Source organism: Microbacterium sp. BE35 (assembly GCF_031457705.1).
Classification (GTDB): domain Bacteria; phylum Actinomycetota; class Actinomycetes; order Actinomycetales; family Microbacteriaceae; genus Microbacterium; species Microbacterium trichothecenolyticum.
Genome location: NZ_JAVDXD010000002.1, coordinates 354,437 through 378,813, shown reverse-complemented (window position 1 = coordinate 378,813; position 24,377 = coordinate 354,437). Strand labels below are relative to the sequence as shown.

Sequence of the window (24,377 nt, the reverse complement as noted above, 5' to 3'; positions counted from 1 at the left end):
GGCGAGGGCTCACACGATGTCGAAGGGGTCGTCGACCATGCGCGCGGGCGGCGGCGCCACGATGAGACGCGTGCGCTCCTGCATGTAGCCGACGGCTGCGTCGTTCTTCGGAGCGTCGAGAGAATTCCGGGTGGTCTGCGTGACCAGCTCGGTGTTCGGGTTCAGCAGGAACGTCGCGTCGACCTCGTTCCCGTCCACGCCGATCACGCGCAGCGAGATCGAATCGGTCATCCCGGCCACGCCCAGTGCGCGCGCGTACTCCATGAGCCAGTCGGCGGACTCGTCATCGAGGAAGAGCGCCTTGTCTGCGTACGTCACGTGCTTCATGCACCGAGGGTGCGCTTCGCTCGCCCCTCCCGCCCATGTGGTTGACACCGATGCCGATGCATGCATGAGCTGCGGAAGACGGATGCTGCGCCCCTGTCGCATGTCGGACGCCCGTGGTTGGCTGACGCCCATGAAGACCGTGACCTCCGCAGACGGAACCCCCATCGCCTACGACGGGACCGGGGAGGGCCCGACCGTCGTCATCGTGAATGGCGCCATGTCGACGGCCGCCGACGCTGCGGGACTGGCCGGGGCTCTGGCTGATGCCGGCTTCCGAGCCGTCACATGGGACCGTCGCGCGCGCGGCTCGAGCGGAGACGCGCGAGATTCCACGCCGGAGCGGGAGGTCGAAGACCTGGCGGCCGTGATCGCGGCGGTCGGCGGCGATGCGGCCGTGCTCGGGCACTCGTCGGGCGCGGTGCTGGCGCTGTTCGCGGCGTCGCGCGGCGTCGCGGTGCGGGCGCTGTTCCTGTCGGAGCCGCCGCTGCGCTTCGGCGTCGACGAGCCGGCCGACGACCTCGCCGACCGTTTGCAGGCGCTCGTCGACGCAGGTCGGTCCGACGAGGCGATCGTGACGTTCCAGCTCGAGGGCGTCGGCCTTCCGCGCGAGATGGTCGAGGGCATCCGCGCGAGCGACCAGTTCGCGACGCTGGTCCCCCTGGCCCAGTCCACGGTGTACGACACCAACCTGGTGCGCGTGGCGTCGAGCCCGAGCGCCGAGATGCTCTCGGTCGCCGCTCCGGTCACCGTGCTGCGCGGAGCCCAGACCTTTCCGATGCTGATCACCGCCGCCGACCGCCTGGCCGACGAGATCGACGGCGCCGGACTCGTCGTCGTGCCGGAGTCCGTCATGCATCGCCCCGACCCCGCAGCGACGGCACGCGTGGTGCGCGAGCGCCTCGTGTAGATGCCGCTGCGGGTCCTGGTTCCGCTCGTTGAGCGAGCGGGGAACGCGGTCGTCGAGCGAGCTTCCGAGTCGAAACGCAGAGACGAGACGCCCCGAGCGCCCCGCACGCCTCGGCCCCGCACGCCTCGGCCCCGCACGCCTCGGCCCCGCACGCCTCGGCCCCGCACGCCTCGGCCGCGGACGCCTCGGCCCCGCACGCCTCGGCCCCGCACGCCTCGGCCCCGCACGCCTCGGCCGCGGACGCCTCGGCCCCGCAGACCTTCCCGTCAGGCCGCGAGGCGGCGGCGCTCGGCCAGGCTCTGGATCGCCAGTCGATACTCGTCGACCATCCGGCCGCGCGACAGGCTCGGGCGGGCAGCGAGCGCCGCTTCGCGGTAACCGGCCCGATCGTGCAGCACGGCCTCCCAGGCTGCTGCAATGGCATCGGGGTCGCGCGGCGTCACAAGCCCGAACCCTTCGACGCTCCGTGCCGCGTCGCCGACGTCCGTGGTGACCGGCGTCGCGCCCGACGCCGCCCCCTCGAGCAGGCACAGCGGCGATGCCTCCCCGAACGCACTGGTGAGAGCGACGATGTCGGCGATCCGGTAGAGCGCCGCCATGTCGCTGCGGATACCCAGAGCGTGCACGCGATCGGCCGAGGTCGCGGCATCCATCAGCGAAGCGAAGCCCGCGTTGTCCTGGGTCATGCCCGCTCCGCACAGCACGTAGTGCGCATCCGGCCGCGCTGCGGCGTGCCGTGCGGCCGCGTCGAGGAACAGCCCCGGGTCCTTCATCGCATCGAACCGGGCGGCCAGGAGCACCACGGGAGCGTCGAGCGGGATACCGAGGCTCGCGCGCAGAGCCGCACTCGCGACGTCATCCGCGTTCGGACGGAACACGTCGATGTCGATGCCGTTCGGCACGACCCGCCGATCGAGGCCGAACGGGAGGTGCTGCGCATATGCCTCGTCGGTCGAGCGCGCGCACGAGATCGTGGCGGTGAGCAGTCCGGTCTCGGCCGCCTCGCGGAGCCACCCGAGCGCCGGCCCGGAGTGGGTCGGATCCGAGCGGTGCAGGCATGCCGCGACCGGCACCGACGGCATCATCCCGTGGGCACGCAGCGCCAGCAGCAGACCGAGCGGCTGCTCCTTGAGCGAGAGCACGACGTCAGCCTGTGCGACCGCGTCGGCGGCGCGGTGAAGGTCGAGCTCGCGGAACGACGACGGATGCATCGGATCCGCGCCGGCCGTGCCGCCGAGCGCCGTGATCTCGACCCCCGCCGCGGCGAGCCGCCGGTAGCGCGGGTCGTCGTGGGCGAACTGGACGGTGGCGTCCCGGTGCGCCTGCGCCGACAGCGAGAGTACCGCGTGGGACTGCTCGCCACCGGCATGGAGCCCGGCGACGACATCGGAGTGAAGGATCCTCGCCCCGCCGGCGAAGAAGCCTTCGTACAGGGACAGCACGCGAAGGGTCATGTGACACCTCTCGGGTGGAGGGACGGCGGACGGATCGGACGCCGGAACCTCTGTTCCGGCCGGTCACTGTCGGCGCCGGTGCCGGTCGATCCATCGTCGGGGCCCGCGGGGTTCGATGTCGATGAACGGCCGGGGTGGATCCGGTGAACGCTCGACACAGGCGGGGTCTTCGAGTTGCGCGTCCGTGCGCTCCCCCTCGTCCATATCGCGTGTTCTCACCGAGATCACGAGATCCGAACGCGAATAACGCGTGCTCTCGGTGAGAGCACGCGATGTGAATGCTTGGCGCGGCGGCCGGCGCAGCGCGGCGGCCCGGCGCAGCGCGGCGGCCCGGCGCGGGCGGCTCAGCGCGGGCGGCTCGCCGCCATCCGGCCGTCGGGGTCGAGCCGGGCGAGCACGGCGGCGGTGATCTCCCGCAGCTGCTCCGCCTGCTCGGGCGTGATCACGTCGAGCAGAAGAGAGCGCACGGTCTCGACATGGCCCGGGGTCGCCTGGAGCATCTTGCGGCGGCCGTCGGCGGTGATGACGGCGTCGGTCGCGCGCGCGTCGGAGGCGTTGCGCTCCCGGTGCACGAGGCCGCGCGCCTCGAGCCGCGAGATCACATGCGACAGGCGCGGGAGCGTCGCATTCGTCATCGACGCGAGCTCCTTCATCTGGAGGCGGTGGTCGTCGGAGTTCGACAGCATCGACAGCGCGAAGTAGTCGAAGTGCGTGAGGTCCTCGTCACGCAGGAGCTGTGCGTCGAGTTCGCGTGGGAGCAGTTCGAGGAGTGCGGCGAACGGCACCCAGGTGTCCTGCTCGTCGCCCGTGTAGAACCGCGGCCTGTTCATTCTCCGATTCTAGGAATAGTTGTGGCGACAAGCGAGTTGTCCTCTCTCAGATGCTTGAAGCTACAAGCAATTCGTCCGACAGGAGAAAACAGCCATGACCACGATCACGATCTTCGGAAACGGCAACATGGGCCAGGCCATCAGCGGTGTGCTCGCCCGCGGCGGCGCCGACATCCAGCACATCGGCAGCGCGGACACCGCCGCCGTCGTCAACGGCGACATCGTCGTGCTGGCAGTGCCCTACGCGGCGCTCGCGCAGATCGCCGCCGCCTACGGCCCGCAGCTCGCCGGCAAGACGGTCGTCGACCTCACGAACCCGCTCGACTTCTCGACCTTCGACGCGCTCGTCGTCCCCGCCGGCAGCTCGGCGGCCGCGGAGCTGCAGTCCTCGCTCCCCGAGGCGAAGGTGGTCAAGGCCTTCAACACGAACTTCGCCGCGACGCTCGTGAGCGGCCGCGAGGGCGACGCCACCACCACGGTGCTCGTCGCGGGCGACGACGCCGATGCCAAGGCCGGCCTCATCGCCGCGATCACCGCGGGCGGGCTCGCCGCCGTCGACGCGGGCGCGCTCGCCCGCGCGCACGAGCTGGAGTCGATCGGGTTCCTTCAGCTGACCCTCGCCGTGGGCGAGCAGATCGGCTGGACCGGCGGCCTCGCCCTCGTGCGCTGAGTCCGGTCCACCGGACGCGGGGGTCAGCCCCCGCAGCCCCGTCCTACGCGATGCGCGTCCCCGCCGGCAGGCGACCGGCGGGGGTGCGCGTCCGCGCCCACGCCCACCACATCAGACCCGCCGCGAGCAGCAGCTGCAGCGTCATGCCGACGAACCAGCTCGGCGTCGACTGCTCGATGACCTCAGCCGGTGTGGGTCGTTCGTCTTCGAGCGGAGGCGCGCAGTCGTCCCAGCGCTGCTCGAGCTCCGGCGGCTGCTGAGCCGCGCGCACGCCGAACTTGATCTGGCCGAACAGGTCGTTCGGGTTGCCGTACTCGTCGTACTGCGTCGGCGTCGCGTCGGCGAGGATCACGAACGGGTTCGCCGCGAGCAGCCACCACACCTGGTCGAACCGCGGCTGGTCGTAGGTCGACGTCTGCCACGGGCCGCACCGCACCTCGATGTCGTCGTCGCAGGGGTACTCGTCGCTCGGCGTCTCCCCGGGCATGCAGGGGAAGCTGTCGCCGGAGTACTGTTCGTACTCGATCGAGCGGTAATGGCTGGTCACCTCGGACCGCATCGTCATGCCGACGAGGGCGAACGCGATGAGCGTGCCGACGACGAGCGCCGCGACGACCAGGTACGTCGTGGCGACCGAGAACAGCGGACGCGACAGGATGCCGCTGAGGGCCACGCCGATGGCCGAGATGATGCCGACCTCGAAGACGAGCACCAGCAGCGACACCGTGATCGTCGCCGGCGCTCCCCCGCCCCCGAGCGTCGCGAGCACGAGGAACGGCACCGACACCGCGACGAACGCGAGGCCCGTGACCCAGGCGGCGAGGAACTTGCCGATCAGGATCTCGAGGGTCGTCGCCAGCGTGACCTGAACGGGTGCGAGGGTCGCGGCATCCCGGTCGCCGTTGATCGCGTTCCCGCTCAGCGTGGGCGAGACGAGCACCACCAGCAGGAGCGTGATGTAGACGATCGTGGAGTAGATCGCCCCGCCCGGCCGATCCGCCGACCCCCACGCGAGGAACGAGAGCCCGGTCACGATCGCGAGCAGCACGGCGAAGACGCCGAGCAGCACGTACCAGGCGACGCTCCGCGTGCGCTGCGTCAGCTCGAGGCCGACGATGGTGCCGAGCCGCTGACCGCTCACGACGTCGCCTCGCTCTCGTCCTCACCCGGTGCCGGGAGCTCGGATGGCGGTGGCGACTGGGGCGGTCGCCCGTCGCCCAGATCCAGGAACGTGCGCTCGAGCGCGCCCTGCGCCGCCGCGAACTCCACCACGTCGAGTCCGGCGGCGACCAGGTCGCGGAGCGCCACGGCCGCGGCATCCTCCGATTCGAACGACACCACGACGTCCCGGCGGTCCACGCCCAGGTTCTCGACGGGGATCCGCAGGGCGCCGGCCACCTGCTCGACGGCGACGGATGCCTCGGCCCCCGCCAGCCGCACCCGCCAGGGCCGCGCGCGGCGCGAGGCCGCCTCGACGCGGGCGGGGTCCACGGTTGCGCCGGCCATGAGGAACACGGCGTCGTCGACGACCTCTTCGAGCTCGGACAGGATGTGGCTCGACACCAGCACGGTGCGCCCCTCGGCGGCGAACCGCCGCAGCAGCAGCCGAAGGTCGATGCGGGCCTGCGGGTCCAGACCCGAGGCCGGCTCGTCGAGCAGCAGCACACGCGGGTCGTGCACGAGGGCTCTCGCGAGTCCGAGTCGCTGCTTCTGACCCCGCGACAGCACGCGCGCGGGGGCATCGGCGAGGTCTACCAGGCCGACTTCGCCGAGGAGGGCATCGGCGCGGACGGATGCCTCGGCCCGCGGCATCCCGTACAGCCTCGCCGTGACCGCCAGCGTCTCGCGCGACGTCAGCGAGTTCCAGGCGCCGAGCGCGTCGGGCATCCAGCCGAGCAGCGCCCTGGCCGCCTGCGGGTCGGTGACGGGGTCGACGCCGTCGATGCGGATCGATCCGGCGTCGGGTGCCAGGAGGGAGGCGAGCATCAGCAGGAGCGTGGTCTTGCCCGAGCCGTTCGGGCCGACGAGTCCGGTCACCCGGCCCGCGTGAGCCCTCAGCGTCACGTTGCGGACGGCCTGCACCTCGCCGAACGAGCGCCGCACGCCCTGGACGACGATGCCGGGCTCGGCGGGGATTCCGGGGGCCCGAGGGGCCGGACTCGGCATGCTCACGGGCCCACCCTAGCGACACGGCACCCGGCATTCGGGCCTTGAAGAGACGGGGAGTGTCAAGCCACCCGTGTTCCCGGCCACGATCCCCGGCGTATCGCGCCACCGGAACCGGCGACGAGCTCAGGCGCGGAAGAACTCCACGCCGAGATCAGGGTGATCGACGAAGACGCCGTCGACGCCGGCCTCGCGGATCACCGCCCACTCGGATTCCCAGTCGCCGAACGACGCCGGGCCGCCGCGAGTGCGGAACTGACCGATCAGGAACCTGTTCTCGGGACGGCACGTCCACGTGAAGACGCGCAACCCGCGGTCGTGCGCGTCGGCCACCACGCGCGAGGGTCCCGCGGTGCGCCCGAGCCGGTCGGGGCGGAGGATGGTCCGCTTGTCGACGCTGATCCCGTCCACTCGCCCGACGAGCCCGTCGAGCCCCTCGGGTGCGGCGGTCTGCCGGTACGTCAACGACGCCTTGCCGTGTGCGCTGAAGAGGTCGAACGGACGCCCCGCGTCTTCCAGCAGGTACACGTAGGACCCACGGATGCCCCGTTCCTGGAGCGCGAACAGCACCGTCGACTCGAACGACTCGACGGTGAGCGGCAGCTCGCCCGACGCCCATCCCGCCTCGCGGAGCTCCGCGTCGACGAGCGCGGCGACGTCCCACCCGATGGACGCGAAGTACGTCGCGTGCTTGATCTCGAGCACGACGCCGATCTCGCGGCCGAACTCGAGGGAGGCGTCGCGCGCCGCGTCGAGCACGTCACGCAGCCGCAGCACGGGCTGCTCGTCGTCGAAGCTCGCGCTCGCGGGCCGCACGTCCGAGATCCGCTCGCGACAGCGCAGCGTCGACAGCTCGTCCCACGTGAAGTCCTCGGTGAACCAGCCGGTCAGCTCGGCGCCGTCCACGTACTTCGTCGCGTGACGGTCGGCGAACTCGGACCGGGTCGCCACATCGGTCGTTCCCGAGATCTCGTTCTCGTGCCGCACGACGAGCACGCCGTCCTTGGACACCACGACGTCGGGTTCGACAGCGTCGACGCCCATCTCGAAGGCGAGCGCGTAGGACGAGCGCGAGTGCTCGGGCCGATACCCGGGCGCACCGCGGTGTCCGATCACGAGGGGATGACGACGGGGCACCGTTTCAGCGTAACCACGAGCACCCGAGGTGCCGGGGGCCACAGCAGCCGTTCATAGTCAGCTCACAGCGCCGACCCGTGCCCGGTCACGGCCGGTCGGATAGTGTTGATCAACAGCATCGTGCTGGGATTCCCTTGACATTGGAGTGTGAGAGCAGTGGCCCTCAACAACCCCGCGTTCAACAACCCGGCCTTCCAGGACCCGAAGGCCGTTCAGACCTACCCCGGCGGTTCGCAGGCGGCGAGCCTGGGCGGGCAGACGCAGTTCACGACGGCGCAGCGTGCCGGAACGGATGCTGCGGCTCAGGCGCAGCTCGAAGGCATGTACGCGGCACCGTCCGCGGGTGCCGTCGAGACCGGCCGCATGTCGTACGAAGACACCATCTGGAAGACCGTCGGCCTCTTCGCCATCCTCCTCGTCACCGCGGCCGTCGGCTGGGTGTGGACGATGGCGGGTGTCACCCCGACGAACCCCGAGCCTTCGATCCTTCCCTGGATGATCGGCGCGCTCGGCGGCTTCGTGCTGGCGATGGTCGTGATCTTCACGTCGCGCAAGAAGATCCGTCCGGCGCTCATCTTCGCCTACGCCGCCTTCGAGGGTCTCTTCGTCGGTGCGATCTCGGCGTTCTTCGAGTTCCTGTGGCCGGGCATCGTCGTGCAGGCGACGCTCGCGACGCTCGCCGTCGTCGGCGTGACCCTCGCCCTGTTCGCCAGCGGCAAGATCCGCGCGTCGAAGCGCGCCACCAAGGTCTTCATGATCGCGATGGTCGGCTACCTCGTCTTCTCGCTCGTCAACATCTTCCTGATGCTCTTCAACGTCCCGATCGCGGGCGGCGCGTTCGGCCTCGGCAGCAACCCGAGCCCCCTGTTCGGCATCCCGTGGGGCGTGCTCATCGGCGTTTTCGTCGTGATCATGGCCGCGTACTCGCTGGTGCTCGACTTCGACAACATCCAGCAGGGCGTGCGCAACGGCGCTCCCCGTCAGTTCGGCTGGCTCGGCGCGTTCGGCATCATGGTGACGGTCGTCTGGCTGTACCTCGAGATCCTGCGCATCCTCGCGATCGCGCGCGGCAACAACTGACGCCCAGCGCTTCGCTTTCGAACGGCCGCCCGGTTCTCCGGGCGGCCGTTCTGTTCCGTCGCCGTCGCGCCTAGGCTGAAGCCGATTCGAGGGAGCGGCATGGCCAGACGTCGTACGGCCTTCTGCACGGTGGCGCTGCTGCTCGTCTGCCTCACCGGATGCGGAGGAGCCCCCATGACCGAGCCCACGCCGCTCGAGCCGGCCCCCGCCCAGCCGACACCGACGCGCACGCCCTTCGAGACGACCACGCGTGGCCCGATCGCACCGACCGGAGAACCCGTCGCGGTGCCACCCGCGCGCTGGGACGCGATCGTCGCCGACCTCGCCGAGCGCGGCGTCACCGGTGCACCCGAACTCGTGTCCGCTCACGCGGTGACGTGGAACAACGGCGCCCTCGGCTGCCCGTCGCCGGGCGTCTCCTACACTCAGGCGATCGTCGACGGCATGCGGGTCGTCGTCACCGTCGACGGCACGACCTACGACTACCGGTTCGGCACGACGGACACTCCGAAGCTCTGCACTCGCTGAACCGGAGACGGTTCCGCCGCCCACCCCGGCAACGATGGCGTGTCGGCGGGAGCCTCCGGGAACGTGAGCCCAGCTGCGGCCCCGGGGCAGCAGCATCCGTTTCCCGTTCACGCCACGAGGTGGCGCCCCGCCATGCGACGGGACGCCACCTCGTGTCGTGCGGTGTGCTTACTTGGCCTTCACCAGGAGCGCTTCGCCCTGGCCCGCCGCATTGTCCATCACGACGACCATGACACCGAGCGGCTTCTGCGCACTGAACGCGGCGCCGTTCACGCTGACGGGCACGTCAACCTTGCCGCCGACCGCGACCGACTCGAACTGCCCGTTCGTCAGCGCGGGCGCCCACGGGTCGTAGGTCGCCGTGCCGTCGATCGCGTCCGAGCCGTCATTGACCGACGAGAAGCTCTCCACGGTGTAGCTGAACGCGCCCGACGTGATGCCGAGGTCGCTCGCGACCACCGGCAGCAGGATCGTGCTGCTGTCGGTGGGGGCCGAGGCGTTGAATCCGGCCGCGGACACCTCGCCCGTCGCGATCTCGTATACGAACACCTGCGAGATGCCGTTGGCGTCTCCGGCGGTCACGAGGCCGCCGTCGGCCGAGAACACGATCCAGTCGGGCTCTCCGTCGCCGTTCGTGTCGATGACGACGTCGAACTCGTTCGCCGCGGCGTTGGACCAGCGGTTGTGCGTGTTCACGGCGAAGACGAGCAGCTGATCGCCGGCGTCGTCCCAGGGGAACGACTGCACACCGGCGGCGCGGAGGTCGTACCCGGTGTCGGTGAACGACTTGGGCGCGTCCTTCCTGTCTTCGAGGCCCCACGTGTAGAAGTCCGCGTCACCCGCGAAGGCACCCCGGTTGTTCTTCAGAGTGAGCGACACGTCGCCGTCGACCGGCTTGTTCTTCTTCGTCACCTTGAGGTCGCCCGACGCCGAGACATCCGTCGTGGCGCGCGGCACCAGCAGGTACGGGACCCGCAGCGTGTCGCTCGCCGACGTCAGGACGACGTCGCCGGAGAACTCGTAGAAGGCGAACCCGCCGGCGCCGGAACTGCCCACCGCCGTTGCCGGAGCGGTGAGATCGACAGTGACCTTCTCGGAGCGACCGGGCTTCACCGTGACCTGAGCCGGGCTCGCCGTGACCGTCGCGGCCTCCGACTGCGCGGTTGCCTCCGTGCCGACGCTGTACGTCACGGGCTGGCTGCCGTAGTTCGTCAGCGTCACCGTCTTCTTGCCCTGGAAGGTCTTCGCGGTCTCCTGGAAGCCGAAGCTGAGCGCGCTCTCACGCAGCTTGCCGTCGTCCGTCCGGAACGAGTCGCCCGTCGCGGTGACCTGCTGCGACACGGCCTGCGCCGTATCGACCAGGCCGACGCCGCCGCGCACGAGGTTCTGGCCCACGACCTTGTCGGGGTCGGCGGTCGACACGAGCACCGACGCGACCTCCGCCGCCGACCAGGCCGGGTGAGCCTCGACGGCGAGCGCCGCGACGCCCGCCACGTGCGGAGCGGCCATCGACGTTCCCGAGATGGTCGCCGGGCCGTTGCCGGTGCCGACGCCGGTCGAGACGATCGAGACACCCGGCGCCGCGACGTCCACGCCGAGGGCGCTGTCACCGCTGCGGGGTCCGCTCGAGCTGAACGACGCGTACCCGCGGAAGGCGGGGTTCTCCAGCGGTGCCGGAGCCACGGTCGCCTCCGCATCGTCGACGAGCTTGGCGCCGTCAGACATGCGCACGCCGAGGAACGGGATGGTGACCGTGTAGTCGTCACCGGTGTCGGGGTTCTCGGTGATCTCGCCCTCGAACGGCGGGTAGTCGTTCGAGGTGTTGATCATGACCGCTGCCGCCGCACCCGCCTGCTGGGCGAAGATCGCCTTCGCGACGCGTGCGCACACCCCGCGCGTCGAGACGGCGAGCTGGTTGCCTCCGACGGTGACTCCGGCGTAGTTGTACGCCGCCACCGAACAGCCGAGCGCCTCATTCTCGTCCGGTGTCGCCGGATTGTCGGTGAGCCGCACGACCGTCATGGCGGGAAGGCCGGTCAGGACCGCGCCGTTCGCGTTGATGGCCGGCACCGCCACACCGTCCACGGTGATCAGCGCGCCCGGGAACGTCGCCGTGCTGTCGACGGCGGCGACCGAGACCACACCGTTGCCGTTGCCGGCGAGATACGGGCTCGGGCCCTCGTTGCCTGCGGACTTCACGACGACGACTCCCGCGCCGATCGCGTTCGACGCGGCGACCTCGTCGGGGTCGCCGCCGCGGCCGAAGGGCGAGCCGAGCGACATGTTGATGACATCCATGCCGTTGTCGACCGCCCAGTCGATGGCCGGAACGACGATGTCCGTCGAGCCGCCGCAGCCGAAGACGCGGAGCGCGTAGAGGTCTGCCTGCGGTGCGACTCCCGGGCCGATCGTCCACTCGGCGGACGCCGTGGACTCGTCGTACGGGCCCGCGTAGGTCTCTCCGTCGGCGGTGACGCCGCTGCCCGCGGCGGTGCCGGCGACATGGCTGCCGTGCCCGTTGCAGTCGAGCGGGTTGGCGTCAGGCTTCGGAACCGGGTCGTAGTCGTCCGAGGCGGGGTCGGCGTTGTAGGCATCGCCGACGAAGTCCCAGCCGCCCTTGATGCGCGGGGCGTCCGGACCGAACTGCGCCGGGTCGGCCGGCTGCGCTTCGGCCGCGTTCGCCGCGGCGTACGCCTCTGGCGTGCCGACGCCGCCGAAGTTCGCGTGGGTGTAGTCGATACCGGTGTCGATCACCGCCACCTTGATGTTCTCACCCGTGAATCCGGTGTTCGCCCACACCTGCGGCACCCCGAGGAAGGGCACCGACACGGCGTTGTCCAGCGTGTACGTCTTCACCGCGTGCACCGCGACGACGTTGGGCAGAGCCGCCACGGCGTCGACCTGGTCGGCGGGGATGTTCATCTGGATGCCGTTGTAGGCGGACTGCATCGTCGCCTCGATCCGGCCGTCCTTGGCCTTGATCGTGCCGGTGATGGCGTCCTGGTTCTTCTTCAGGGAGCTCTTGATGGCCTTTCGCTCGGCGGCGCTGAGATCGCTGCCCTTCTTCGCCTGGGCGACGGCGACCGGATCGCCCGCCATCTCGACGATGACGGTGACCCGTCCATCGGCGCCGACGCTCAGCGGACGCGCGGTCGTGCCGACCGGTCCCTTGGTGTCGGATTTCTCGAAGCGCGACGACGGGTCGTCGTCGGGAGCGGCGGCCATCGCCGCCGTGGGGGTTGCGATCGCGAGCGCGAGCGCGCTCACCACCGCCAGGGAACGTCGCAACAAGGGGGCCTGCCTTCTCGTGTGTGTGGGAACAGCGAGGGGTACGGCGGCACGCTATGCGCGAACGCTCAAAAGATCAACAGAGCTCTCCCAGGTTGAGCAAACCGCCCAATTCACCGCCCTCAGCCATCGGCGTTTCGTGCATCACGCACATCCGGCCACCCGACGCGCACAACGTGCACAGCACCCCGTCGAGGAGCGATCGCATTCTGCTCAGAGCGGAACCGTCTCGGCTTCAGGTGCGCTCGCGCTCTATCGTGAGCGCATGGCCGAGATCATCCCGCTGCCGACGAAGGCACCGCGTCCGTCCCGCGAGCCCGAGCCGCTCTGGCGCGAGGCGCTGGGCGAGCGCTTGCGCACTCTGCGCCATGAACGCGGCGAGCGCCTCGCCGACACGGCTGACCGCGCCGGGGTCTCACCGCAGTACCTGTCCGAGATGGAGCGAGGACTCAAGGAGCCGTCGAGCGAGATGATCGCCGCCGTCGCCGGTGCCCTCGAAGTGACGCTGATCGAGCTGACCGCGGGCGTCGTCGACGACCTCCGCTCGCGCGCGACCGAGCGGGCGGCGGTCGGATGCCGCGCCACCTACTCCCTCGCCGCGTGACTTCTCTCCTCTGGTCGATGTCCTGGGCCGTCGCTAGCCTGGCCGAGTGACGCCCGCGAAGTCGGAAGCCGAGATCCTCGAGATCGACGGGCACGAGGTGCGCATCTCGAGCCCGACGAAGATCGTGTTCCCCCAGCCCGGGATCACCAAGCTCGACGTCGTCCGCTACTACCTCGCGGTCGCCGACGGCGCGCTGCGCGGCGCGGGCGGCCGCCCCATGGTGCTCAAGCGGTTCCCGCGGGGCATCGACCAGGAGCCGTTCTTCCAGAAGCGCGTCCCCGAGAACCACCCCGAGTTCATCGACACGGCGACTCTGCAGTACGCGCGCGGCACGTCGGCCGAAGAGGCGGTGATCCGGGATGCCGCGGGCCTCGCATGGGTCGTCAACCTCGGGTGTCTCGACCTGAACCCGCATCCCGTCCGTGCCGAAGACCTCGACCACCCCGACGAGCTGCGCATCGACCTCGACCCGATGCCGGGTGTCGACTGGTCGCAGATCGTCGACGTCGCCTTCGTCGCCCGCGAGGTGCTCGACGACGTCGGGCTCGTCGGCTGGCCCAAGACCAGCGGCTCACGCGGCATGCACATCCTGGTGCGCATCGCTGCGCACCACGACTACAAGCAGGTGCGCCTCGCCGCCGAGACGCTCGCTCGCGAGGTCGAGAACCGCGCACCCGGGCTCGCGACCGCCCGCTGGTGGAAGGAGGAGCGCGGCGAGAGCGTGTTCGTCGACTTCAACCAGAACGCCAAGGACCGCACGGTGGCGTCTGCCTACTCGATTCGCCCGCTGCCCGACGCGCGCGTCTCCACCCCCCTCGACTGGGGCGAGGTGCGCGATCGGCGTCCGGCCGAGTTCACGGTGCTCACCGTGCCCGGCCGCTACGCCGAGATCGGCGACCCCCACGTCGGCATCGACGACGCGGTCGGCACCCTCGATGGGCTGCTCCGCCTCGCCGAGGAACTGGGACCAGCCGAGAAGCCCCCGCGCGGCGGCGACGGGTCTGGCCGGCGGCAGTCGACGATGCCGCTCATCGAGATCGCGCGGACGAAGACCAAGCCCGAGGCGGTCCAGGCCCTCGAGGCGTGGAGGAGCACGCACGCGTCCGTGGCGGAGCAGCTGCATCCCGCCGACGTGCTCATCGACGGGATGCGCGGCTCGAGCTCGCTCTGGTACCGCGTTCGCGTCAACCTCCAGCACGTGCCCGAGGCCGACCGGCCGCCCCAGGAAGAGCTTCTCGCCGACTACGACCCGTGGGAGGGCAAGACCTGGCCCGGCCCGCTCCTCGACCGCTGATCCCGGGCGCCAGAGCGACTTCCGCTCAGCGAACGGGGGCCGATGCCCGTGCAAGGACGGCGTCGGCGAGGCCGTAGGCGACCGCGTCGGCGGCGGTGAAGACGCGGTCGCGGTCGGTGTCGGCACGCAGCTTCGCAGCATCCTGTCCCGTATGCCTCGCGAGGATCTCCTCCACCTCGCCGCGGACGCGCACGAGCTCGTCGGCCTGCAGGATCAGGTCGGGGATCGCGCCCCTCCCCTGGCCCGCCGGCTGATGCAGCACGATGCGCGCGTGCGGCAGCACCGAGCGCTTCCCCGTCGCGCCGGCGGCGAGCATCACGGCGCCGACGCCGATCGCCTGTCCCACGACGGTCGTGGCGACGTCGGGTCGGACGTGCTGCATCGTGTCGTACACCGCGAGCATCGCCGAGGGATCGCCGCCCTCGCAGTTGATGTAGAGCTGGATGTCGCGGTCAGGACTGTCGGCGTCGAGGTGCAGCAGCTGCGCGATGAGCGCGTTCGCCACGCCCGCGTCGATGCCGGTGCCGAGGTACACGACGCGCTCGGCGAGCAGGTGCGAGTACACGTCCATGATGCGATCGCCGCGCGGATGCTGCGCCACCACGTTGGGGATCGTGTACGAGCTCATGCCGCCACCTCCGCCGGCCCGAGTCCGAGTCCTGCGGGCCGTCGCCGCCGGGGCACCACCTGTGCGAACGAATCGACGATCCCGTCGATGAAGCCGTAGTCCCGCGCCTCGGCGGCGGTGTACCAGCGGTCGTGCAGCGAGTCCTCGAAGATGCGCTCGACGCTCTGTCCGGTGTCTGCCGCGATGAGGCCGAGCACGGTGTCGCGCATGTGGCGCAGGTCGTCGGCCTGCACCTCGACCTCGACCGCCGACCCGCCGATACCCGCTGAGCCCTGGTGCATGAGGATGCGCGCGTGCGGCAGCGCGCGGCGCTTGCCCCGCGCTCCCGCCGATAGCAGGAACTGCCCCGCGCTGCACGCGAGGCCGAGCGCGAGGGTCGCGACGTCGTTGGGGATGAGGTTCATGACGTCGCGGATCGCGAGCATCGAGGGCACCGATCCGCCGGGTGAGTGGATCCAGAGGGAGATGTCGGATGCCTCGTCCTCAGTCGCGAGCGCCAGCAGCTGCGTCGCGATCAGGGTGCCGTTGTCGTCGTCGAGCGGGCCGTCGAGCACGAGCACGCGCTGGTGGAACAGCTCGCGTCGCGCCTCGGTCCCGAAGTGGGGAATCCGGATGTCTTCAGCCATGCCCCCAGCCTGCGCGCCCGCCGAGGGCGCAGCATCCGTTTCCGCTTCCGGCGGCTCTGCCCACGGCGGAACGAGCAGGTCAGTCCGCCCCGATTCTGGCGCCTCGCCAGGCAACGTCAATCAGCGCGACCGGCGGGAGGGGCTCTCGACGACGGCGCGGAGCGCAGCGACGAGGGCGGGGCGCACCGCGTCGGATGTGAAGGCCGCTGCGGCCGACCGTGCACGCGATGACAGCTCGGCGCGGCGATGGTCGTCGCGCAGCAGCTCGATGATCGCCTCGGCGAAGGCGTCGACGTCGCCCGGCGGCACGACGATGCCCGCGTCCGCGATGGCCTCGCGCGGGCCATACCGGGCGTCGAACGAGACCACCGGCAGTCCGCGCGCAAGCGCCTCGGCGATGGACAGCCCCTGGCCCTCGAAGGCCGTGGACGTGACGAAGAGCGCGGCACGGTCGAAGATCGCGTCGCGATCGGCGGTGGCACCGTGGAGAGTGACGGATGCTGCCACCCCGAGCTGGTCGATCAGCTCCTGCAGCTCGTGCCGAAGCGGGCCGTCGCCGTATACGTCGAGCCGCGCCTCGGGCACCTCCCGGACCACGCGCTCCCACGCGCGGATCGCGAGGTCGATGCGCTTCTGCGGGGCGAGGCGGTTCAGCATGACGACGCTGTGCGGATCGCGGGACGCCGCATCCGGCGGCGCGGTGCCGAGGTCGATCGTGTTCGGCACCACGTGGAACGTTCCCGGGTCGCCGAAGCGCTCCGCGACCTCGTCGCGCTGCGCCGCGGTCGGCCAGAGCACCGCGTCGTACCGATCGACGGACGACAGCCACCGCTGCCACATGCCGGCCACCGGGGCGGCGGGGTCGTCGTAGGGCTCCGGGAGGTGCGAGTTGTGCACAGTGTGGACGAGCCGCACACGGGGGTCGTCCCAGGCGACGAGCGTCTCGCCGATCTGGCGCGACTCGAAGATCACCACGAGCACGCGATCGGGGTCTCCGGTCGTGGCGCGGCGCTCATCCGCGAGGTGCGTGAGCCACGCCGCGTACAGACTGCGGAAGCCGCGGAGCACACGGTCACCACTGGGGGCGTGCACGACGATGGGGGCGTCGGTGAGGTGCCATGTCGGGTCGTCGCGGAACACCGGAAGCGACACGATCGGCCGGCCCGCATCCGAGCCGACGTCGCCGGAGGGTCCGCCCGCCGCGCCGGCGGCGAGTGGAGGGGTCGTGGGGACGGTGATCACGCGCTGCTCGCCCTCGAACGAGCCCTCCGTGTGCGGCTCGCCGGCCGAGAAGAGCCACGACGGATCCGCGACGATGTCGTCGAAGAGGTTGCGTGCCGAGGCGGTGCTGTCGAGCAGACCGGCGTCGACGAATGCCTGCCGCTGCGCGGCGTGGTCTTGGAGCGACCCGCCGTCGACGCTCAGCTGCAGCGGGTCGACAGCTCCCGCCGAGGCGAGCAGGCGCAGGCGCGTCGGCACCGCCACCGCGAACCCGCCGTCGAGTCCGAGAGCCACGCGGCTGCCCAGCAGCACGTAGTCGGCGTCGGGCAGCGAAGGTGCGGGGTCCGTCGTCACCCGTCCATCCTCACCCATCCGTGCACTGCCCCGGCCCGCCGAGGCGCCGGAAGACGACGGATGCCCCGGCATCGCCGAGGCACCCGTCACAAACTCACTCCCACTCGATGGTCCCCGGGGGCTTCGACGTGACGTCGAGCACGACCCGGTTGACCTCGCGCACCTCGTTGGTGATGCGGTTGGAGATCTTCGAGAGCACGTCGTAGGGCAGGCGCGTCCAGTCGGCGGTCATCGCGTCTTCGCTCGAGACGGGGCGCAGCACGATGGGGTGGCCGTAGGTGCGGCCGTCGCCCTGCACGCCCACCGAGCGCACGTCGGCCAGCAGCACGACCGGGCACTGCCAGATCTCGCCGTCGAGGCCGGCCTTCGTCAGCTCTTCGCGGGCGATCGCGTCGGCATCGCGCAGAATCTGGAGGCGGTCAGCGGTGACCTCACCCACGATCCGGATGCCGAGGCCGGGGCCCGGAAACGGCTGGCGGCCGACGATGACCTCCGGGAGCCCGAGCTCGCGGCCGATCGCGCGCACCTCGTCCTTGAACAGGGTGCGCAGCGGCTCCACGAGCTCGAACTGCAGGTCTTCGGGGAGGCCTCCCACGTTGTGGTGCGACTTGATGTTCGCGGTGCCCGTGCCGCCGCCCGACTCGACGACGTCGGGGTAGAGCGTGCCCTGCACGAGGAAGCGGATGGGCTCGCCGTCGGCCTCGGCTTCCGCGACGAGCGCGGCCTCGGCCTGCTCGAAGGTGCGGATGAACTCGCGGCCGATGATCTTGCGCTTCTGCTCGGGGTCGCTCACGCCCGCGAGTGCGTTCAGGAACTGCTCGCGTGCGTCGACCGTGACCAGGCGCACGCCGGTCGAGGCGACGTAGTCCTGCTCGACCTGCTCGCGCTCGTCCTTGCGGAGGAGTCCGTGGTCGACGAAGATGCACACGAGCTGGTCGCCGACGGCCCTGTGCACGAGGGCTGCGGCCACGGCGGAGTCGACGCCGCCCGACAGACCGCAGATGACGCGGCCGGACCCGACCTGCGCCTGGATCTTCGCGACCTGCTCGGCGATGACGTTGCCGCTGTTCCAGTCGGCGGGAAGACCCGCCGCCTTGTGGAGGAAGTTCTCGATGACCTGCTGGCCGTGGTCGGAGTGCTTGACCTCGGGGTGCCACTGCACGCCGTAGAAGCGGCGCTCGTCGCTGCCGAACGCGGCGACCGGGGTCGCGCCCGTGGAAGCGAGGACGTCGAAGCCCTCGGGAGCACGCGAGACCTGGTCGCCGTGGCTCATCCACACGTTCTGCTCGGCCGGCTGACCGCCCAGCAGCACGCCGCCGTCGCCTGTGACCGCGGCATCCGTCGCTCCGTACTCACGGAGTCCGGTGTTGGCCACCTCGCCGCCGAGCGCCTGCGCCATGACCTGGAAGCCGTAGCAGATGCCGAGCGTCGGCACGCCGAGGTCGAAGACACCGGTGTCGAGTGCAGGGGCGCCCTCTTCATAGACCGACGACGGGCCGCCCGACAGGATGATGCCGACCGGGTTCTTCGCCGCGATATCGGCGGCGGTCGCCGTGTGCGGGACGATCTCGCTGTACACGCCGGCCTCGCGGACGCGGCGCGCGATCAGCTGGGCGTACTGGGCGCCGAAGTCGACGACGAGGACGGGACGCTGGGAGGTCTCGGTCTGTGCGGTCAACGCTTGTTCTCCGTCGGGATCGCGTGGGTGAGGGACGAGTGCTCGGCCTGGGAGTGCAGCTCGGCTGCCTCACGCTCGGCCAGGTAGGTCTTCACGTCGCGGGCGACGCGCGCCTCCATGAAGAACGACAGGAGGGGCACGATACCGCCGGCGGCGAGCATGCCCAGGCGCAGGAGGTTCCAGCGCATGAGGCTCCACACGCGGAAGCACGAGATCAGGTAGACGACGTAGAACCAGCCGTGGGCGACGAGGATGCCGAGCGACAGGTTGAACCCGTCACCGGTCGACTCGAGGCCCGAGGCCGTCTCGACGACCGGTGCGAACCACAGGAACCCGCCGGAACCACCGAGGAACAGCTCGTAGCCGACCACGTACTTGACGATCATCTCGGCGACGAGCAGCAGCAGCATCGTGCCCGTGATGATCGAGCAGACCTGGTAGAACTTCAGGGCTCCGCGGATCGCCGGAAACGAAGCGAGCTTGGGGGCGCGGGGCATGACCCCAGTCTACCCGCGGCATTCCGGGGCGTTTCCCGTTCAGGATGTCGCGGGCTCGGGGTCGCCTTCGGGCTCGCGGCGGTCGTCTTCGAAGTCCTCGACTTCCTTCTCCCACGCATCCTTCGCGAGGCGGTACCAGAGGTAGAACGCGAAGCCGGCGAACACGGCCCACTCGACCGCGTAGAAGATGTTGAGCCAGTTGATGCCCGAGCCTTCTACCGGTGCCGGCGAGGAGATGGCATCGAGTCCGGCGACCGGGTCCACGGAGGCGATGTACGGGCGGTACACGAAGAGGGCGTCGGTGTCGTGCCACTGGCCGAGCAGGGCCGCGGGCGACATGCGGGTCAGCGTCTGCGGTTCCGCACCACGGGGCGGGAGCAGCGGCCCCTCGTCCGAGATCAGGCGTCCGGTCACCTCGACCGCTTCGCCGGCGGATGCCTCTTCCTCGAGCTGCTCGATGGCAGCACGTGCGTCCTCTTCGGTGGCGGCCCATCCGAGCGCCACCGCGACCGAGGTCGGGCCGACCGTCGCGCTCACGTCGGGGTCGATGCGTAGCTGTCCGGTCACCCAGTAGCCCTCAGCGCCGTCGTTGTAGCGCGACGCGACGACGATGAAGTCCTCGGGAACCCAGGTTCCGCGCGTCTGCACGCGCTGGCCGACGAGCGGCTCCGGCAGGTACTCGCCCGGCAGGGCGACGCCGGCCAGGGGCTGGACCTCTTCGGTCGCCCCCGGGGGCACCGGGTTCGTCTGCACCGCACGACCCAGCTGCCACTGCCCGAGCCACGCGAACACACCCGCGACGACGAGGCAGAGCAGCAGCATCCCGATCCATCGCGGGCGCAGCATCACCTCGCGCAGGGTCGGCGGGAAGGCCTCGGGTGCGAGGTCAGCCGCTCCCGTCGGGTCGGGGTCGGTCATGGCACCCGTCATCCCGCGGCGTACGGCGCGACGACGACCTCGACCCGCTGGAACTCCTTGAGGTCGGAGTACCCGGTGGTCGCCATCGACTTGCGCAGGGCCCCGATGAGGTTCGCGGTGCCGTCGGCGACCGGTGCGGGGCCGTAGAGGATCGCCTCGAGCGACGCGACCTGGTCGACTTTCACGCGGCGGCCGCGCGGAAGCTTGGCGTGGTGCGCCTCGGGTCCCCAGTGGAAGCCCTGGCCCGGAGCATCCGTCGCGCGCGCGAGCGCCACGCCGAGCATGACGGCGTCGGCGCCCATCGCGATCGCCTTGACGATGTCGCCCGACGTGCCCACGCCGCCGTCCGCGATGACGTGCACGTAGCGGCCGCCCGACTCGTCCAGATAGTCGCGGCGCGCGCCGGCGACGTCGGCGACCGCGGTCGCCATCGGGGCGTGGAGGCCGAGGGTGGCACGCGTCGTCGACGCCGCTCCCCCGCCGAAGCCGACGAGCACGCCGGCCGCACCGGTGCGCATGAGGTGCAGGGCTGCGGTGTACGTCGAGGCGCCACCGACGATGACGGGGACGTCGAGGTCGTAGATGAACTTCTTGAGGTTCAGCGGCTGGTCGACGCTCGAGACGTGCTCGGCCGAGACCGTCGTGCCGCGGATCACGAAGAGGTCGACGCCGGCAGCGACGACCGTCTCGTACAGCTCCTGGGTGCGCTGCGGAGTGAGGGAGCCGGCGACCGTCACGCCGCCGGCGCGGATCTCGGCGAGGCGATCGCGCACGAGCTCGGGCTTGATGGGCTCGGCGTAGAGCTCCTGCATGCGGCGGGTCGCGGCGGCCTTCTCGAGGCCGGCGATCTCGGCGAGCAGCGGCTCGGGGTCGTCGTAGCGAGTCCAGAGGCCCTCGAGATCGAGGACGCCGAGCCCGCCGAGCTGGCCCAGCATGATGGCCGTGCGGGGGCTCACGACCGAATCCATCGGGGCGCCCAGCACCGGGATGTCGAAGCTGAAGGCGTCGATCGTCCACGTGGTCGAGACGTCCTCGGGGTTGCGCGTGCGCCGCGACGGCACCACCGCGATGTCGTCGAACGTGTAGGCGCGACGCGCCCGCTTGGCCCGGCCGAGTTCGATGTCCATACTCACGCGACCAGCCTACCCGGCGGGCCCCGCGGCGCCGGATTCCGCCCGGCCGGCCACCCCCGGAGTTCACGCGACAGCCGTCCCCAAGCCGTCACGAGCCCGATGAGCTTCCTCCGCGCCGGCAGTCCTGGGGATAAGGACGCCAACCGGTGTCCTTATCCCCAGGACTCCCCGAGCGCAGCTTCGCGAGCCGGTGCGAACGGCCTCGGGACGTGACGCACCGTCGAGGCGACGATCCGGTCATCCTCACCGGGTGCGAGCCACCCGTGTCTCGTCCCAGACCGGCTCGTTCGACTCGAAGACGCGGCCGTCCGAGCCGAAGACGATGAAGCGGTCGAAGGACTTCGCGAGCCAGCGGTCGTGCGTGACGGCGAGCACCGTTCCCTCGAAGCGGGCGAGGGCGTCCTGCAGCGCCTCGGCCGAGACGAGGTCGAGGTTGTCGGTCGGCTCATCGAGAAGGAGGAGCGTCGCACCCGAGAGCTCGAGCAGGAGGATCTGGAACCGCGCCTGCTGACCACCGGACAGGCTGTCGAACGTCTGCTCGGCCTGCGCGACGAGTCCGTAGCGATCGAGAGCGCTCGACGCGGCCTCGCGCGGCAGTCCGGAGCGGGCGTCCTCGCCGCGATGGAGGATGTCGAGCAGCGTCTTGCCGTCGAACTCCGGGTGGCGGTGGGTCTGCGCGAACCACCCGGGCACGACTCGGGCGCCGAGGATCCCGCGACCGGTGTGCGCCACGGGCTCGAGCCCCGCGCCGGTCGTGGTCAGGTGCCCGAGGCGCCCATCGGGGTCGGTGCCGCCACGGGCGAGCAGCCGAAGGAAGTGCGACTTGCCCGACCCGTTCGAGCCGAGCACCGCGACCCGGTCGCCGAACCACACCTCGAGGTCGAACGGCTTCATGAGCCCGGTGAGCTCGAGCTGCTCGGCGACGACCGCGCGCCGGCCGGTGCGCGCGCCGCGCAGGCGCACGTCGAGATCCTGCTCCTTCGGGCGCTCCTGCGGCGGACCCGCCTCCTCGAACTTGCGCAGCCGCGTCTGGGCGGCGCGGTACCGGGAGGTGAATGTGTCGTTGGCCGTGGCCTTCACCTTGAGCGTGGCGACGAGCTCTTTGAGCTTGGCGTGCTGCTCGTCCCAGCGGCGGCGCAGCTCGTCGAGGCGCAGCATCCGGTCTTCCCGTGCCCGGTGATAGGTGCCGAAGCCGCCGCCGTGCACCCACGCGGTGCTGCCTGCGCCGCCCGCCTCGAGAGTCACGATGCGGTCGGCGGCGCGAGCCAGCAGCTCGCGGTCGTGCGACACCAGCAGCACCGTCTTCTGCGTCTCGCGCAGGCGCTCTTCGAGCCAGCGCTTGCCGGGCACGTCGAGGTAGTTGTCGGGCTCGTCGAGCAGCAGCACCTGGTCGGGGCCTCGCAGCAGCGCCTCGAGCGCGAGCCGCTTCTGCTCGCCGCCCGAGAGCGTGGTGAGCTCACGGAATCGCGCGCGCGCGAAAGGGATGCCGAGCGCCGTCGTCGTGCACGTGTCCCAGACGGTCTCGTACTCATAGCCGCCGGCCTCGGCGTAGTCGGCGAGCGCCCCGGCGTACCGCATCTGCGTGTCGAGGTCGTCGTGCTCGATGATCGCAGCCTCGGAGTCCTCGAGCTCGCGCGCAGCGCGACGCACACGGTCGGGGGCGACGGCGATCAGGAGATCGTGGACGGTCTGCCCGGCCTCGCCGTGGCCGACGAACTGGTCCATCACCCCGAGGCCGCCGTCGATGGAGACCACGCCCGAAAGTGCCGGCGTCTCACCCCGGATGATGCGCAGCAGCGTCGTCTTGCCGGCGCCGTTCTGACCGATGAGCGCCGTCGTCGACCCTTCGCCCACGCGGAACGAGACCTCGTCGAGCAGCGGACGGCCGTCCGGCAGCGCGTACGAGACGGCGGCGATGTCGATGTACCCCACGGTGTTCCCTGTCTGCTCCGCGGGACGGGTTCGTCCGATGGGGAGCCGACCAGACTACCCCAGAGCTCAGGCGGCCGGTGCGGCGTACCTGCCCGAGCGGATCGCGCGCTCGCGCGCCTTGGCGGCCTCGACCTCGCGGTTCTTCGGCGGCGTCACCGCGACGAGGTCGTCGAGCAGGTGCTGCGTGATGTGCGCGATCTCGTGCACGGCGTGGTCGAAGGCCTCCTGATTCGCCTTCGAGGGCTTGGTCGTGCCCGCGATCTTGCGCACGTACTGGAGCGCGGCCGCGTGGACCTCGGCAGACGATGCTGCGGGCTCGAAGTTGTGGAGCGTGTGGATGTTCCGGCACATGCCCCCGACCCTACGCCGCACCCCAGACGCGGGCCAGGCGCAGCATCCGCACCAGCCCCCGCTACCAGCGGTCGGTGCCGCGCGGGAGGACCTCGAGCACGTGGGGCAGCTCGGTCGGGAAGCAGGAGCGGAAGAGCTCGGTGATCTGCGGGTCGGAGCCGTAGTCGTCCACGATGCGCAGGCCGATCATCGTCGAGATGAGCATGCCCTCGGCCATGAACGCGCGCGACTCGTCGGCGTCGAGACCCATCTCGTCGCGGAAGAACCGCCAGACCTTCGCGAAGCCCTGGCGCGCGGCCGCGCCGATCACGGGGTGACTCCCGAGCAGGTAGGCGTGCGCGAGCGTCTGGTGGAGGCCGCGCACCGCGATGAGGTCGACGTAGGCCTGTCCGATGCGCTTGGCCGCCGCCTTCTCGGGCGTGATGTCGGGGTCGTGCGGGGAATCGTCGGCGAGGGCCGCACGGAAGCCCGCGAGCATACGCGCCAGGGCGTCTTCGATCGCGGCGAGGAAGAGGTTCTCCTTCGAGCCGAACAGCCGCACCACGTACGGCTGGCTGACGCCGGCGGCGCGGGCCACCTCGTCGGTGGTCGCCCCCTCGTAGCCGCGGGCGCCGAACACGGCGAGCGCGGCCACCAGGATCTGGCGGCGCCGCTCCGCGGACGACAGGCGCTTGCCCGTGCCGGCCGGCTCGTCGACGGTGACGGCGCCGCTCGGGGCTGGAGGTGTCATGCCGAAAGGTTATCAGCGAATGAC

The 24,377-nt window shown here is 70.8% G+C and carries 23 protein-coding genes; 6 read left to right on the top strand and 17 right to left on the bottom strand.

The window, feature by feature from the left end; genetic code table 11:
- Positions 1–9: 9 nt before the first annotated feature.
- Positions 10–327 (bottom strand): hypothetical protein, encoded by a 318-nt coding sequence (locus tag J2Y46_RS07995; RefSeq protein ID WP_052676683.1) that lies wholly within the window; start codon positions 325–327, stop codon positions 10–12.
- Between the two features lie 130 nt (positions 328–457).
- Between J2Y46_RS07995 and J2Y46_RS07990 the strand changes: the two genes are divergently transcribed.
- Positions 458–1,234, top strand: a complete 777-nt coding sequence (locus J2Y46_RS07990; RefSeq protein WP_310241489.1) for an alpha/beta hydrolase — start codon at positions 458–460, stop codon at positions 1,232–1,234.
- Positions 1,235–1,500: 266 nt separating this feature from the next.
- Here the strand turns inward: J2Y46_RS07990 and J2Y46_RS07985 are convergent, their stop codons facing one another.
- Together J2Y46_RS07985 and J2Y46_RS07980 are read right to left on the bottom strand one after the other, a co-directional pair.
- A complete protein-coding gene (locus J2Y46_RS07985) occupies positions 1,501–2,688 on the bottom strand; it encodes a glycosyltransferase (RefSeq protein WP_310241486.1) in 1,188 nt (395 codons plus the stop codon).
- 344 nt (positions 2,689–3,032) lie between these two features.
- Positions 3,033–3,518, bottom strand: a complete 486-nt coding sequence (locus J2Y46_RS07980) for a MarR family winged helix-turn-helix transcriptional regulator (protein WP_310241484.1) — start codon at positions 3,516–3,518, stop codon at positions 3,033–3,035.
- Positions 3,519–3,612: 94 nt separating this feature from the next.
- Between J2Y46_RS07980 and J2Y46_RS07975 the strand changes: the two genes are divergently transcribed.
- Positions 3,613–4,188, top strand: coding sequence for an NADPH-dependent F420 reductase (locus J2Y46_RS07975; protein WP_045297086.1), 576 nt, complete (start codon positions 3,613–3,615; stop codon positions 4,186–4,188).
- A 43-nt stretch (positions 4,189–4,231) separates the two neighbouring features.
- On the opposite strand, the gene J2Y46_RS07970 is transcribed toward J2Y46_RS07975, so the two are convergent.
- From J2Y46_RS07970 to J2Y46_RS07960, 3 genes are all read right to left on the bottom strand, one after another.
- Positions 4,232–5,329 (bottom strand): ABC transporter permease, encoded by a 1,098-nt coding sequence (locus J2Y46_RS07970; protein ID WP_045297085.1) that lies wholly within the window; start codon positions 5,327–5,329, stop codon positions 4,232–4,234.
- On the bottom strand, positions 5,326–6,354 hold the full coding sequence (locus tag J2Y46_RS07965) for an ABC transporter ATP-binding protein (protein WP_045297174.1): 1,029 nt from the start codon (positions 6,352–6,354) through the stop codon (positions 5,326–5,328). Before J2Y46_RS07965 ends, J2Y46_RS07970 begins: the two co-directional genes overlap by 4 nt.
- A 126-nt stretch (positions 6,355–6,480) precedes the next feature.
- On the bottom strand, positions 6,481–7,491 hold the full coding sequence (locus tag J2Y46_RS07960) for a glycerophosphodiester phosphodiesterase family protein (RefSeq protein ID WP_045297083.1): 1,011 nt from the start codon (positions 7,489–7,491) through the stop codon (positions 6,481–6,483).
- Positions 7,492–7,647: 156 nt separating this feature from the next.
- Here J2Y46_RS07960 and J2Y46_RS07955 point away from each other — a divergent pair, with 156 nt between their 5' ends.
- Positions 7,648–8,571 (top strand): Bax inhibitor-1/YccA family protein, encoded by a 924-nt coding sequence (locus tag J2Y46_RS07955; RefSeq protein WP_045297082.1) that lies wholly within the window; start codon positions 7,648–7,650, stop codon positions 8,569–8,571.
- Positions 8,572–8,745: 174 nt separating this feature from the next.
- A complete protein-coding gene (locus J2Y46_RS07950; protein WP_245619504.1) occupies positions 8,746–9,099 on the top strand; it encodes a hypothetical protein in 354 nt (117 codons plus the stop codon).
- Positions 9,100–9,267: 168 nt separating this feature from the next.
- On the opposite strand, the gene J2Y46_RS07945 is transcribed toward J2Y46_RS07950, so the two are convergent.
- On the bottom strand, positions 9,268–12,366 hold the full coding sequence (locus tag J2Y46_RS07945; RefSeq protein ID WP_310241481.1) for a S8 family serine peptidase: 3,099 nt from the start codon (positions 12,364–12,366) through the stop codon (positions 9,268–9,270).
- Positions 12,367–12,652: 286 nt separating this feature from the next.
- Between J2Y46_RS07945 and J2Y46_RS07940 the strand changes: the two genes are divergently transcribed.
- Together J2Y46_RS07940 and ligD are read left to right on the top strand one after the other, a co-directional pair.
- Positions 12,653–12,991: a helix-turn-helix domain-containing protein gene (locus J2Y46_RS07940; RefSeq protein ID WP_045297080.1), complete on the top strand. Its 339-nt coding sequence runs from the start codon at positions 12,653–12,655 to the stop codon at positions 12,989–12,991.
- A gap of 46 nt (positions 12,992–13,037) precedes the next feature.
- On the top strand, positions 13,038–14,285 hold the full coding sequence (gene ligD, locus J2Y46_RS07935; protein WP_045297079.1) for a non-homologous end-joining DNA ligase: 1,248 nt from the start codon (positions 13,038–13,040) through the stop codon (positions 14,283–14,285).
- Between the two features lie 25 nt (positions 14,286–14,310).
- Here the strand turns inward: ligD and J2Y46_RS07930 are convergent, their stop codons facing one another.
- From J2Y46_RS07930 to J2Y46_RS07885, 10 genes are all read right to left on the bottom strand, one after another.
- Positions 14,311–14,913 (bottom strand): ClpP family protease, encoded by a 603-nt coding sequence (locus J2Y46_RS07930; protein WP_045297078.1) that lies wholly within the window; start codon positions 14,911–14,913, stop codon positions 14,311–14,313.
- Entirely contained in the window at positions 14,910–15,539 is a 630-nt protein-coding gene (locus tag J2Y46_RS07925; protein WP_310241479.1) for an ATP-dependent Clp protease proteolytic subunit, read from the bottom strand. Before J2Y46_RS07925 ends, J2Y46_RS07930 begins: the two co-directional genes overlap by 4 nt.
- Positions 15,540–15,659: 120 nt before the next feature.
- On the bottom strand, positions 15,660–17,114 hold the full coding sequence (locus J2Y46_RS07920; protein ID WP_310241477.1) for a glycosyltransferase: 1,455 nt from the start codon (positions 17,112–17,114) through the stop codon (positions 15,660–15,662).
- Between the two features lie 94 nt (positions 17,115–17,208).
- A complete protein-coding gene (gene guaA, locus J2Y46_RS07915; protein WP_310241475.1) occupies positions 17,209–18,792 on the bottom strand; it encodes a glutamine-hydrolyzing GMP synthase in 1,584 nt (527 codons plus the stop codon).
- Positions 18,789–19,289, bottom strand: coding sequence for a DUF3817 domain-containing protein (locus J2Y46_RS07910; protein ID WP_045297073.1), 501 nt, complete (start codon positions 19,287–19,289; stop codon positions 18,789–18,791). The genes guaA and J2Y46_RS07910 overlap by 4 nt, the downstream gene beginning before the upstream one ends.
- A 39-nt stretch (positions 19,290–19,328) precedes the next feature.
- Positions 19,329–20,135, bottom strand: a complete 807-nt coding sequence (locus tag J2Y46_RS07905; RefSeq protein WP_310242329.1) for an SURF1 family cytochrome oxidase biogenesis protein — start codon at positions 20,133–20,135, stop codon at positions 19,329–19,331.
- Between the two features lie 80 nt (positions 20,136–20,215).
- Positions 20,216–21,334, bottom strand: coding sequence for a GuaB3 family IMP dehydrogenase-related protein (locus J2Y46_RS07900; RefSeq protein ID WP_045297072.1), 1,119 nt, complete (start codon positions 21,332–21,334; stop codon positions 20,216–20,218).
- Between the two features lie 249 nt (positions 21,335–21,583).
- The gene (locus J2Y46_RS07895) at positions 21,584–23,272 is read right to left on the bottom strand and encodes an ATP-binding cassette domain-containing protein (RefSeq protein WP_310241474.1); all 1,689 of its coding nucleotides are present in this window, start codon (positions 23,270–23,272) and stop codon (positions 21,584–21,586) included.
- Between the two features lie 66 nt (positions 23,273–23,338).
- On the bottom strand, positions 23,339–23,623 hold the full coding sequence (locus J2Y46_RS07890) for a DUF2277 domain-containing protein (protein ID WP_045297069.1): 285 nt from the start codon (positions 23,621–23,623) through the stop codon (positions 23,339–23,341).
- Positions 23,624–23,684: 61 nt separating this feature from the next.
- The gene (locus J2Y46_RS07885; RefSeq protein ID WP_045297068.1) at positions 23,685–24,353 is read right to left on the bottom strand and encodes a TetR/AcrR family transcriptional regulator; all 669 of its coding nucleotides are present in this window, start codon (positions 24,351–24,353) and stop codon (positions 23,685–23,687) included.
- Between the last annotated feature and the right edge of the window lie 24 nt (positions 24,354–24,377).

Coding starts and splice junctions, on each gene's coding strand:
- J2Y46_RS07910 (WP_045297073.1), bottom strand. CDS start 19,289: ATGCCCCGCGCCCCCAAGCTCGCTTCGTTTCCGGCGATCCGCGGAGCC.
- J2Y46_RS07900 (WP_045297072.1), bottom strand. CDS start 21,334: ATGGACATCGAACTCGGCCGGGCCAAGCGGGCGCGTCGCGCCTACACG.
- J2Y46_RS07990 (WP_310241489.1), top strand. CDS start 458: ATGAAGACCGTGACCTCCGCAGACGGAACCCCCATCGCCTACGACGGG.
- J2Y46_RS07940 (WP_045297080.1), top strand. CDS start 12,653: ATGGCCGAGATCATCCCGCTGCCGACGAAGGCACCGCGTCCGTCCCGC.
- J2Y46_RS07925 (WP_310241479.1), bottom strand. CDS start 15,539: ATGGCTGAAGACATCCGGATTCCCCACTTCGGGACCGAGGCGCGACGC.
- J2Y46_RS07995 (WP_052676683.1), bottom strand. CDS start 327: ATGAAGCACGTGACGTACGCAGACAAGGCGCTCTTCCTCGATGACGAG.
- J2Y46_RS07905 (WP_310242329.1), bottom strand. CDS start 20,135: ATGCTGCGCCCGCGATGGATCGGGATGCTGCTGCTCTGCCTCGTCGTC.
- J2Y46_RS07885 (WP_045297068.1), bottom strand. CDS start 24,353: ATGACACCTCCAGCCCCGAGCGGCGCCGTCACCGTCGACGAGCCGGCC.
- J2Y46_RS07965 (WP_045297174.1), bottom strand. CDS start 6,354: ATGCCGAGTCCGGCCCCTCGGGCCCCCGGAATCCCCGCCGAGCCCGGC.
- J2Y46_RS07930 (WP_045297078.1), bottom strand. CDS start 14,913: ATGAGCTCGTACACGATCCCCAACGTGGTGGCGCAGCATCCGCGCGGC.
- J2Y46_RS07985 (WP_310241486.1), bottom strand. CDS start 2,688: ATGACCCTTCGCGTGCTGTCCCTGTACGAAGGCTTCTTCGCCGGCGGG.
- J2Y46_RS07950 (WP_245619504.1), top strand. CDS start 8,746: ATGACCGAGCCCACGCCGCTCGAGCCGGCCCCCGCCCAGCCGACACCG.
- J2Y46_RS07975 (WP_045297086.1), top strand. CDS start 3,613: ATGACCACGATCACGATCTTCGGAAACGGCAACATGGGCCAGGCCATC.
- J2Y46_RS07980 (WP_310241484.1), bottom strand. CDS start 3,518: ATGAACAGGCCGCGGTTCTACACGGGCGACGAGCAGGACACCTGGGTG.
- J2Y46_RS07890 (WP_045297069.1), bottom strand. CDS start 23,623: ATGTGCCGGAACATCCACACGCTCCACAACTTCGAGCCCGCAGCATCG.